Here is a 9,681-nt window from a genome sequence, read left to right as displayed (position 1 = left end):
ACATCAAATCGACATTGAAGGAACCGGACGCTATTTTGTCCATTTTTTTGACATATCGGACATAAGGAGACGACAAAAGGGCCGGGAGATACAAGCAGTCCGGGAAACGATATGAAAAGCTGCGGCAAACTTTCGGGGTTTTGAAATTCCCGGCTGCCGGGCGCGCAGCGGAACGGCTGAATAAACGAAAGGCATCCCTTTCGGGGATGCCTTTGCTGAAATTCCGGGGCGTAAAGCCGGAAGCGATACCGCGAAACCGGAGTACCGGGCCCACGCCCTTACAGGCTGCGGGATTCCCGCCGTTGCGGGCTGCGGGGCGTTTGCCGCCGCAGCGGCTGAACCGGACGCGGGTTAATCGCGCCGCGGCAGCGCCACTTGCAGCACGATCGCTTCGGCAACGTTCCTTGCGGGAAGGCGCCCTGGGGCGGGGCTGATTTGCGCAGCGGAACGCTGCGAGTCCTTCCTCTACTATTTGCGGTAAATCTTCGTATAACCGTAAACGGCTTCGTCGCCCAGCTCCTCCTCGATGCGGAGCAGCTGGTTGTACTTGGCCATGCGGTCGGAACGGCTCATCGAACCGGTCTTGATCTGGCCCGAGTTGGTCGCCACGGCGATGTCGGCGATCGTCGAGTCTTCGGTCTCGCCGCTGCGGTGTGAAGTGACCGACGTGTAGCCGGCGCGGTGCGCCATCTCGATCGCGTCGAGCGTCTCGGTCAGCGAGCCGATCTGGTTCACCTTGATCAGGATCGAATTCGCGCAGCCCATCTCGATACCCTTCTTCAGGAACTCGACATTGGTCACGAAGAGGTCGTCGCCCACCAGCTGGCATTTGCCGCCCAGTTTGTCGGTCAACGCTTTCCAGCCGTCCCAGTCGTTCTCGCTCATGCCGTCCTCGATCGAATCGATCGGGTATTTAGCCACGAGCTCTTCGAGGTAAGCCACCTGCTCGGACGAGGTGCGTTTGGCTCCCGAAGGGCCTTCGAACTTCGTGTAATCGTACACGCCGTCCTTGTAGAACTCGGACGAGGCGCAGTCCATGCCGATCGAAACGTCGCCGCCTTCGCATTTGCGGCCCGGTTTGTAACCGGCCTTCTTAACCGCCTCGATAATCGACTCGAGCGCATCCTCGGTCCCTTTCAGCGCCGGGGCGAAACCGCCCTCGTCACCGACCGCCGTGCTCAGGCCGCGGTCGTGCAGCACCTTTTTCAGCGCGTGGAATACCTCGGCGCCCATGCGCAGTCCTTCGCGGAAGCTCTTCGCGCCGACGGGACGGATCATGAACTCCTGGAACGCGATCGGGGCATCGGAGTGCGAGCCGCCGTTGATGATGTTCATCATCGGGACGGGCAGCGTTTTCGCGTTCGTGCCGCCGATGTAGCGCCACAGGGGCACGCCGACGTAGTTCGCAGCCGCATGGGCACAGGCCAGCGACACGCCAAGGATGGCGTTCGCACCGAGGTTGCTCTTCGTGGGGGTGCCGTCCAACGCGATCATCGTTTTGTCGATGCCGACCTGGTCGGTTACGGGCATACCGAGAATCTCCTTCGCAATCACCTCGTTGACATTCTGCACGGCTTTCAGTACTCCCTTGCCGCCGTAACGGCCCTTATCGCCGTCACGCAGTTCGAGCGCCTCGTTTTCGCCCGTCGATGCTCCCGAAGGCACGGCCGCACGGCCGAAAGCGCCGCTGGCGGTGGTTACTTCGACTTCGATGGTCGGATTCCCGCGGGAATCCAGGATCTCTCTGGCATGAACACTTACAATCTGACTCATTTCACTACTATTTTTTAATGTTTAACATTTAGACGGCCAATAAACCATTCGGTGCTGTAAAATAAACGATTTTCTTGCAAAAATCGTGCACGCGGAGGTTGTAAAATCATTAATTTCTGCTGCAACGGCTCAGGAACGGGCTGCGACGGGAACAGCGCAAAAGCCGGAAAGGAGGCAAAAGGCCGGAGCAAGGACGAAAAAGGATGGGGTGCGGCACATCCAGGGGAAATATCCGGACCGGGGAAAGCTCGCAGCAAGAACAGCAGCAAGAAGCAGAAAGAAGCAGAAATCAAAACGTATAGTGTAAACCAAAATAAAACCCGCACAAAAAACGGAATCCCGGCAAAACCGGGACTCCGTTTAAAACCATCTATGTTACTGTTGCCGGGGATGTGTGCGGCGACCGGCCGGTAAGACCGCGAGTCGCCGACAGCACCCGGCGGCGGGAAACCGTTACTCGGCAGCGGCCTCGTCAGCCTTCTTCGCCGCGGGTTTCTTGGCAGCTGCGGGCTTCTTGGCGGCAGCGGGTTTCTTCGCTGCTGCCTTTTTGGCGGGAGCAGCCTCGGCTGCGGTATCCGGCGCATCGGCAGCTACTGCCTCTGCGGCGGGGGCGGCGGCCTTCTTGGCCCCGCTGCGGCTGCGGCGGGTCTTGGGGGCTGCAGCGGCCTTCGGAGCGGCATCGCTGGTGTAAGCGGCGTCGAAGTCAACCAGCTCGATGAAGCACATCTCGGCAGCATCGCCCAGACGGAAACCCGTCTTCAGGATGCGGCAGTAACCGCCCGGACGGTCGGCGATCTTCGGAGCGATCGTGCGGAACAGCTCGGCGGTAGCCTCTTTGTCCTTCAGGTAGCTGAACACCGTACGGCGCGAATGGGTGGTGTCCTCTTTCGACTTGGTGATCAGCGGCTCGACGTACATCCTCAGAGCCTTGGCCTTCGCCAGAGTCGTGTTGATCCTCTTGTGCATGAGCAGCGAACTCGCCAGATTCGCCATCAGCGCCTTGCGGTGACCGGCCTGGCGGCCGAGGTGATTGATTTTCTTGTTATGTCTCATGGTTACTTAATCGTTCGTGTTAATCCTTGTCAAGTTTGTAAATGGATACGTCCATTCCGAAGTGCAGGTTGAGCGTCGTGAGCAGCTCGTCCAACTCCGAAAGCGACTTCTTGCCGAAATTGCGGAACTTCAGCAGGTCGTTGCGGTTGAAACGAACCAGGTCCCCGACCGTCTCCACCTCGGCCGCCTTCAGGCAGTTCAGCGCGCGAACCGAAAGATCCTGCTCCGAAAGCTTCGTCTTCAGCAACTGGCGCATGTGGAGCACATCCTCGTCGAACTCCTCGGTCGCACTGCTTTCCTCAAGGTTCAGCGTAATCTTTTCATCGGAGAAGAGCATGAAGTGATGAATCAATATTTTGGCCGCCTCCTTGAGCGCGTCCTTCGGATGAATGCTTCCGTCGGTCGTGATCTCCAGATTCAGTTTCTCGTAGTCGGTTTTCTGCTCCACGCGGTAGTTCTCGACCGAATACTTCACGTTCTTGATCGGCGTGTGGATCGAGTCGATCGGCAGCACACCGAACTCCGCATCGGCGGGACGGTTCTCCTCGGCCGGAACGTAACCGCGGCCCTTGGCGACCGTCAGCTCGATCTGGAGTTTCACCTCGGGATCGAGGCGGCAGATCACCAGCTCGGGGTTCAACACCTTGAAGTTGGTCAAGAAGTTCGAGATATAACCGGCGGTGAGTTCGCTCTGACCGGCCACGTTGACCGTCACCTTCTCACCCTCGACACTCTCGACGGTCTTGATGAAACGCACTTGCTTGAGGTTCAAAACGATCTCAAGCATTCCTTCCATAACACCGGGGATAGCAGCAAACTCATGATCGACACCGGCAACCTTCACCGTTGTGATCGCATAGCCCTCCAGAGAAGAGAGCAGGATGCGCCGCAACGCATTGCCGACGGTCATGCCAAATCCGGGCTCGAGCGGACGGAATTCAAAACGTCCGAACGAAGAGGTGGATTCGAGCATTATTACCTTTTCAGGCTTTTGAAATGCTAATATTGCCATAATGATTGCTCCTCGATTAATGATTACTTAGAATACAACTCGACGATAAGCTGCTCTTTGATATTTTCGGGAATATCGGCCCGGTCGGGCTTCTGCAGGAACTTGCCGCTCATCTGGCTGCCTTCCCACTCGAGCCACGAGTAACGGCTGCGGCCGCCGCTCAGGGACTCCTGGATCACCTCCAGCGACTTCGATTTCTCGCGAACGCCCACGACGTCGCCCGAACGGAGCTGGTACGAAGGGATGTTCACCACGGCGCCGTTCACGGTGATGTGGCGGTGAGAAACCAGCTGGCGGGCAGCGGCACGCGTCGGGGCGATGCCCAGGCGGTATACCACGTTGTCCAGGCGGCACTCCAGGATACGGAGCAGGTTCTCGCCGGTGATGCCGCCCACGCGGGCAGCCTCCTCAAAGGTGCGGCGGAACTGCTTCTCCTGTATGCCGTAGATAGCTTTGGCCTTCTGCTTCTCGAGCAGCTGGGTGCCGTACTCCGACACCTTCTTGCGCTTGCGCATCAGCCCGTGCTGTCCCGGGGGATAGTTCTTCTTCTCGAGCGATTTGTCCGTTCCGAAAATGGCTTCGCCGAATTTCCTGGCGATTTTTGACTTAGGTCCTATGTATCTTCCCATAATAGAAGTTTGCTTTACTGTTTTAAATCTGTTTTAACGAAGGGCGGGCCTCCGTTTTGGAGTGACGCCGACATTCCGCCTGCAAGGTTGGGAATGCGGCCAATCCGCCTGTCGCCGCGGCCGGGCTGTAACCGGGCAGGAAGCCTCCCGAAAGGAAAACCCCACTCCCCGAAACCCCGCCAGTGTGGCCGTCGACGGACCGCTCCGGTGGCGTCGGACCGGAAATTAGACGCGGCGGCGGTTGGGCGGACGGCAGCCGTTGTGCGGCAGCGGAGTAACGTCGACGATCTCGGTCACTTCGATACCGGCGCCGTGAACGGTGCGGATCGCCGATTCGCGGCCGGCGCCGGGACCCTTCACGTAAACCTTGACCTTGCGCAGACCCAGGTCGTAGGCTACCTTCGCGCAGTCCGTAGCAGCGGTCTGAGCAGCATAGGGAGTATTCTTCTTGGAACCACGGAAACCCATCTTACCCGCTGAACTCCAGCTGATAACCTGGCCGTCGGCATTCGCAATCGTGATGATCACGTTATTGAAAGTAGAGTGTACGAATACCTTTCCCTCGGTACCCACTTTAACAACTCTCTTCTTAACTGTTCCTGTTTTCTTTGCCATAACTCTCTATGATTACTTCGTTGCTTTTTTCTTGTTGGCAACGGTCTTCTTGCGACCCTTGCGCGTACGGGCATTGTTCTTCGTGCTCTGACCGCGGACCGGAAGACCGATACGGTGGCGGATGCCGCGGTAGCAACCGATGTCCATCAGTCGCTTGATGTTCAGCTGAACGGACGAGCGGAGCTCGCCTTCGACCTTGAATCCCTCCTCGGCGATGGTGTTACGGATCGCGGCGATCTGGTCGTCGCTCCACTCCTGAACCTTCAGTTCGGGATCCACGTTGGCCTTTTCGAGGATCGTCAGGGCGGTGCTGCGACCGACCCCGTAGATATAGGTCAGCCCTATATACCCTCTTTTATTTCTCGGTAAATCTACACCTACTATACGTGCCATAAATTTGAATTATGCTTTTTTGTTTGATTCCGTTGACTATCCCTGACGCATTTTCAGCTTGGGATTCTTCTTGCAGATCACGTAGAGGCGCCCCTTGCGTTTCACGATCTTGCAATCCTCGCTTCTCTTCTTGATGGATGTTCTAACTTTCATTTTTCAGAAATCTTTGTGGGACGTCCTCCGCGCATCGCGGGCCTCACGGCCTCCGCTTCACGCCAACGAACCGGTCCCGGGTTCTGTTCTATTTGTACCTGAACGAAATCCGTCCCTTACTCAGGTCGTACGGGGACATCTCAACTTTTACCTTGTCGCCGGGCAGGATCTTGATGTAGTGCATCCGCATCTTACCCGAAATGTGGGCGGTGATTACGTGGCCGTTGTCGAGTTCAACCCTGAACATCGCGTTGGACAACGCCTCGATAATCGTCCCGTCCTTCTCAATAGCAGCTTGTTTGGCCATAGGAGTCTTACGAATTTATTGCTTGTTCGATTACACCGAAGTCGGTCAGTACGTCCGGGCCCTCTTTCCCGACCGCCACCGCGAACTCGAAGTGAGCCGACGGTTTGCGGTCCCTGGTGCGTACGGTCCAGCCGTCGCGCTCGAAAACCACATAACGTGCCCCCATGTTGATCATGGGTTCGATGCAGATGACCATCCCCTCTTTGAGAAGAGGCCCCCTGCCCCGGGCGCCGTAGTTCGGAACCTCGGGCTCTTCGTGCATCTTGCGACCCAGTCCGTGCCCGACCAGTTCCCGCACCACGGAGTATCCGTGCCGCTCGGCGTGCTCCTGCACAGCGCTGGCCACATCGCCTACGCGATTGCCGGCCTTAGCCTGTGCGACACCTTTATAAAGAGCCTCTTTGGTGACCCTCAGCAGATCGGCCACTTCCGGCGCGATCTCGCCTACTGCAAACGTGTATGCAGAATCACCGTAAAACCCCTTCATAAGCGTGCCGCAGTCCACCGAGAGGACATCGCCCTCCTTCAGAATGCGCTTTGCGGAAGGTATCCCGTGCACGACCTCTTCGTTGACGGACATGCACAGCGTATTCGGAAAGCCGCCGTAACCCAGAAACCCGGGTTCCGCGCCGTGAGAACGGATAAACTCCTCGGCGAGCTTGTCCAGCTCGAGCGTCGAAACGCCCGGCCGGACATGTCTGCCGACTTCCGCCAGCGTCGCGCTGACCAGAAGGTTGTTCTCGCGCAGCAGCTCGATCTCTTCCGCTGTCTTTAAGTATATCATTTTTCAGAACTCGTATTAACCGACGCGCCCTTTGATACGGCCCGTCTTCATCAGTCCGTCGTAATGGCGCAGCAACAGGTAGCTTTCGATCTGCTGCAGAGTGTCGAGGACGACGCCCACCAGGATCAGCAACGAGGTACCGCCGTAGAACAGCGCGAACTGGTTGTTGATGCCCAGCTTCATCGCGAAGGTCGGCAGGATAGCCACGATCGCCAGGAAGATGGAGCCCGGAAGGGTGATCCGCGTCATGATGGTGTCGAGGTATTCGACGGTCTTCTTACCCGGTTTCACGCCCGGGATAAAGCCTCCGTTGCGTTTCATGTCCTCGGCCATCATGTTGGGGTTCACGGTAATCGCCGTGTAGAAATAGGTGAAGGCGATCACCAGCAGCGCGAACACTAAGTTATACCAGAACCCGGTGTAGTCCGCGAAAGCGGCCGCGAATCCGCGGGTAGCCTCGAAGCGGGTGAAGAACATCGGGATGAACATCAGCGCCTGGGCGAAGATGATCGGCATAACGCCTGCTGCGTTGATCTTCAGCGGGATGTACTGGCGCACACCGCCGTACTGCTTGTTACCCACGATCCGCTTGGCATACTGCACGGGGATCTTGCGGGTGGCCTGCACCAGCGCGATCACGGCGCAGAACACGAGGAACAGCAGCACCAGCTCGACAACCAGCATCACCAGACCGCCGGTGGCTTCGGTGAAACGCGTGTTCAGCTCGGCCATCAGCGCATGCGGCAGGCGGGCGATGATACCCACCATGATGATGAGCGAAACGCCGTTGCCGATACCTTTGTCGGTGATCTTCTCGCCGAGCCACATCACGAACATCGTACCGGCGATCAGCACGATCGTCGCCCCGATGGTGAACAGCACGCTGCCACGGCCCAGTACGAACGCCGCATCGGGCAGCTGGGCGTGCAGGTTGGCCAGGTAAGCCGGACCCTGCAACAGCAGCACGATGATGGTCAGGTAACGGGTCCATTGGTTGATTTTGCGGCGCCCGCTCTCGCCCTCCTTCTGCAACTTCTGGAAGTAGGGAACCACGATCCCCATCAGCTGGATGACGATCGAGGCCGAGATATAGGGCATGATACCCAGTGCGAAGATGGACGCGTTGCTGAAGGCTCCTCCGGAGAAGATGTTCAGCAGGCCCATCAGCCCGTTGCCCTCGACCTGCTGCTGCAGGGCCGAAAGCGACTCGGGGTTGATGCCCGGAATCACCACAAAACTACCGAACCGATATACCAGGATCAAGGCGAGCGTAAAGAGGATCCTCTTGCGCAGCTCCTCGATCTTGAATATATTTTTGATGGTTTCGATTAACTTTTTCATCGCTGAAAATTAAAGTTTGGTCACCTTGCCTCCCTGGGCTTCGATAGCGGCCGCAGCCGATTTGGAAAATGCGTGGGCCGTCACCTCGAGCGCTACGCTGAGCGTACCGTTGCCGAGGATCTTCACCCGTGCATTCTTGTTTACGAGGCCGGCCTCGATCAGCGTGTCAACCGAAATGCTCTTCAGCGACGACTTCTGAGCCAGTTCCTCCAGGACAAGCAGGTTGATACCCTTGTACTCTACCCTTTTGAGATTCGTGAAACCGAATTTGGGCAAACGTCTCTGAAGAGGCATCTGACCGCCTTCGAAACCGAGTTTGGAAGAGTAGCCCGAACGCGACTGCGCTCCTTTGTGACCGCGCGTCGAAGTGCCGCCCCGGCCGGAACCCTGACCGCGGCCGATACGCTTATCGCTTTTGGTCGACCCTGCTGCTGGTTTTAAATTACTGAGATTCATTATGCGTATTTTTTTATTATTTCCCAATAGTACCCCCTAAAGGGCATCCGGAAGAAACAGTCCCGCAGGACTATTTCACCTCCTCTACCTTGACCAGGTGTTTCACCTTGGTCACCATGCCGAGGATGATCGCCGAAGCGTCGTGCTCGACCGTAGCGTTCATCTTGCGAAGGCCCAACGCGTCGAGGTTCTTCTTCTGCTGAGCGGTCGCGCCGATGCGGCTTTTGGTCTGCGTGATTTTCAATCTAGCCATTTTCGTCGCTGTTATCCGTTAAACACTGTATCGAGGGAGACCCCACGCACCTGTGCGACGCTGTGCGCGTCACGCAGCTCCAGCAGAGCGGCGATGGTAGCCTTCACCAGGTTGTGGGGGTTCGACGAACCCTTGCTCTTGGCCAACACGTTGCGTACGCCCACGCTCTCCAGCACGGCACGCATGGCACCGCCAGCGATTACGCCGGTACCGGGAGCGGCCGGGCGGATCATCACCAGCGAGCCGCTGTAACGCGCCTCCTGCTTGTGAGGGATCGTACCGTGCAGCACCGGAATCTTCACCAGGTTCTTCTTGGCGTCCTCCACGCCCTTGGCGATGGCCGAGGTAACCTCGCTGGCCTTGCCCAGGCCGTAGCCCACCACGCCGTTCTCGTTGCCCACCACGACGATGGCCGAGAACGTAAAGGTGCGGCCGCCCTTGGTCACCTTCGTAACGCGCTGGATGCTAACCAGACGGTCCTTAAGCTCCAGATCGCTTGTTCTGACTTTCTTTATGTTCGTATTTGACATATCTCTTAGAATTTAAGTCCGCCTTCGCGGGCTGCGTCCGCCAACATTTTCACTCTTCCGTGGTACAGGTAACCGTTGCGGTCGAAAGCGACCGTGCTGATGCCCTTCGCAATACCGCGCTCGGCGGCCAGCTTGCCTACCAACGCAGCGACCTGGGTTTTGTTCAGGCCCGCAGCCTTCTCGGCAACTTCCTTGTCCAGCGACGAAGCCGAAGCCAGCGTCACTCCGTTCAGGTCGTCCACGAACTGAACATAAATCTGCTTGTTACTCCTGTACACAGTCATACGAGGCATCTGGGCCGTTCCGCTGACGATCTTGCGGATACGCATCTTGATCCTCTCTCTTCTCTCTATCTTAGTCAATGACATAGCTATACGATTTT

15 protein-coding genes are annotated in these 9,681 nt (G+C 57.5%); all 15 read right to left on the bottom strand.

Features of this window, described 5'->3' with window-relative positions; genetic code table 11:
* Positions 1-468: 468 nt before the first annotated feature.
* The gene (eno, locus tag NQ495_RS08910; protein WP_009132890.1) at positions 469-1,773 is read right to left on the bottom strand and encodes a phosphopyruvate hydratase; all 1,305 of its coding nucleotides are present in this window, start codon (positions 1,771-1,773) and stop codon (positions 469-471) included.
* Between the two features lie 14 nt (positions 1,774-1,787).
* A complete protein-coding gene (locus tag NQ495_RS08905) occupies positions 1,788-2,066 on the bottom strand; it encodes a hypothetical protein (RefSeq protein WP_147513002.1) in 279 nt (92 codons plus the stop codon).
* Between the two features lie 160 nt (positions 2,067-2,226).
* Positions 2,227-2,826, bottom strand: coding sequence for a 50S ribosomal protein L17 (gene rplQ, locus NQ495_RS08900; protein WP_009132889.1), 600 nt, complete (start codon positions 2,824-2,826; stop codon positions 2,227-2,229).
* Positions 2,827-2,845: 19 nt separating this feature from the next.
* Positions 2,846-3,838, bottom strand: coding sequence for a DNA-directed RNA polymerase subunit alpha (locus tag NQ495_RS08895; protein ID WP_040294093.1), 993 nt, complete (start codon positions 3,836-3,838; stop codon positions 2,846-2,848).
* A gap of 23 nt (positions 3,839-3,861) precedes the next feature.
* The gene (rpsD, locus tag NQ495_RS08890) at positions 3,862-4,467 is read right to left on the bottom strand and encodes a 30S ribosomal protein S4 (RefSeq protein WP_009132887.1); all 606 of its coding nucleotides are present in this window, start codon (positions 4,465-4,467) and stop codon (positions 3,862-3,864) included.
* A 225-nt stretch (positions 4,468-4,692) separates the two neighbouring features.
* The gene (gene rpsK / locus NQ495_RS08885) at positions 4,693-5,082 is read right to left on the bottom strand and encodes a 30S ribosomal protein S11 (protein ID WP_009132886.1); all 390 of its coding nucleotides are present in this window, start codon (positions 5,080-5,082) and stop codon (positions 4,693-4,695) included.
* A 12-nt stretch (positions 5,083-5,094) separates the two neighbouring features.
* Positions 5,095-5,475, bottom strand: a complete 381-nt coding sequence (rpsM, locus tag NQ495_RS08880) for a 30S ribosomal protein S13 (RefSeq protein ID WP_009132885.1) — start codon at positions 5,473-5,475, stop codon at positions 5,095-5,097.
* A gap of 36 nt (positions 5,476-5,511) precedes the next feature.
* Positions 5,512-5,628, bottom strand: coding sequence for a 50S ribosomal protein L36 (gene rpmJ, locus NQ495_RS08875; RefSeq protein ID WP_009132884.1), 117 nt, complete (start codon positions 5,626-5,628; stop codon positions 5,512-5,514).
* An 88-nt stretch (positions 5,629-5,716) separates the two neighbouring features.
* Complete coding sequence (gene infA / locus NQ495_RS08870) at positions 5,717-5,935, bottom strand: translation initiation factor IF-1 (protein WP_009132883.1); 219 nt, start codon at positions 5,933-5,935, stop codon at positions 5,717-5,719.
* Between the two features lie 7 nt (positions 5,936-5,942).
* The gene (map, locus tag NQ495_RS08865) at positions 5,943-6,719 is read right to left on the bottom strand and encodes a type I methionyl aminopeptidase (protein ID WP_009132882.1); all 777 of its coding nucleotides are present in this window, start codon (positions 6,717-6,719) and stop codon (positions 5,943-5,945) included.
* A gap of 15 nt (positions 6,720-6,734) precedes the next feature.
* A complete protein-coding gene (secY, locus tag NQ495_RS08860) occupies positions 6,735-8,060 on the bottom strand; it encodes a preprotein translocase subunit SecY (RefSeq protein ID WP_009132881.1) in 1,326 nt (441 codons plus the stop codon).
* Positions 8,061-8,069: 9 nt separating this feature from the next.
* Positions 8,070-8,516 (bottom strand): 50S ribosomal protein L15, encoded by a 447-nt coding sequence (gene rplO / locus NQ495_RS08855; protein ID WP_009132880.1) that lies wholly within the window; start codon positions 8,514-8,516, stop codon positions 8,070-8,072.
* Positions 8,517-8,586: 70 nt separating this feature from the next.
* On the bottom strand, positions 8,587-8,769 hold the full coding sequence (rpmD, locus tag NQ495_RS08850; protein WP_009132879.1) for a 50S ribosomal protein L30: 183 nt from the start codon (positions 8,767-8,769) through the stop codon (positions 8,587-8,589).
* Between the two features lie 11 nt (positions 8,770-8,780).
* Positions 8,781-9,299, bottom strand: coding sequence for a 30S ribosomal protein S5 (gene rpsE / locus NQ495_RS08845; protein WP_009132878.1), 519 nt, complete (start codon positions 9,297-9,299; stop codon positions 8,781-8,783).
* A 5-nt stretch (positions 9,300-9,304) separates the two neighbouring features.
* Positions 9,305-9,667, bottom strand: coding sequence for a 50S ribosomal protein L18 (gene rplR / locus NQ495_RS08840; RefSeq protein WP_009132877.1), 363 nt, complete (start codon positions 9,665-9,667; stop codon positions 9,305-9,307).
* Positions 9,668-9,681 lie beyond the last annotated feature (14 nt).

Source organism: Alistipes indistinctus YIT 12060 (assembly GCF_025144995.1).
GTDB classification, from domain to species: Bacteria; Bacteroidota; Bacteroidia; order Bacteroidales; family Rikenellaceae; genus Alistipes_A; species Alistipes_A indistinctus.
Note: the sequence above shows the minus strand (reverse complement) of the source record. Positions and strands in the feature narration are given on the sequence as shown.

Coding starts and splice junctions, on each gene's coding strand:
- eno (WP_009132890.1), bottom strand. CDS start 1,773: ATGAGTCAGATTGTAAGTGTTCATGCCAGAGAGATCCTGGATTCCCGC.
- rplQ (WP_009132889.1), bottom strand. CDS start 2,826: ATGAGACATAACAAGAAAATCAATCACCTCGGCCGCCAGGCCGGTCAC.
- NQ495_RS08895 (WP_040294093.1), bottom strand. CDS start 3,838: ATGGCAATATTAGCATTTCAAAAGCCTGAAAAGGTAATAATGCTCGAA.
- rpsD (WP_009132887.1), bottom strand. CDS start 4,467: ATGGGAAGATACATAGGACCTAAGTCAAAAATCGCCAGGAAATTCGGC.
- rpsK (WP_009132886.1), bottom strand. CDS start 5,082: ATGGCAAAGAAAACAGGAACAGTTAAGAAGAGAGTTGTTAAAGTGGGT.
- rpsM (WP_009132885.1), bottom strand. CDS start 5,475: ATGGCACGTATAGTAGGTGTAGATTTACCGAGAAATAAAAGAGGGTAT.
- rpmJ (WP_009132884.1), bottom strand. CDS start 5,628: ATGAAAGTTAGAACATCCATCAAGAAGAGAAGCGAGGATTGCAAGATC.
- infA (WP_009132883.1), bottom strand. CDS start 5,935: ATGGCCAAACAAGCTGCTATTGAGAAGGACGGGACGATTATCGAGGCG.
- map (WP_009132882.1), bottom strand. CDS start 6,719: ATGATATACTTAAAGACAGCGGAAGAGATCGAGCTGCTGCGCGAGAAC.
- secY (WP_009132881.1), bottom strand. CDS start 8,060: ATGAAAAAGTTAATCGAAACCATCAAAAATATATTCAAGATCGAGGAG.
- rplO (WP_009132880.1), bottom strand. CDS start 8,516: ATGAATCTCAGTAATTTAAAACCAGCAGCAGGGTCGACCAAAAGCGAT.
- rpmD (WP_009132879.1), bottom strand. CDS start 8,769: ATGGCTAGATTGAAAATCACGCAGACCAAAAGCCGCATCGGCGCGACC.
- rpsE (WP_009132878.1), bottom strand. CDS start 9,299: ATGTCAAATACGAACATAAAGAAAGTCAGAACAAGCGATCTGGAGCTT.
- rplR (WP_009132877.1), bottom strand. CDS start 9,667: ATGTCATTGACTAAGATAGAGAGAAGAGAGAGGATCAAGATGCGTATC.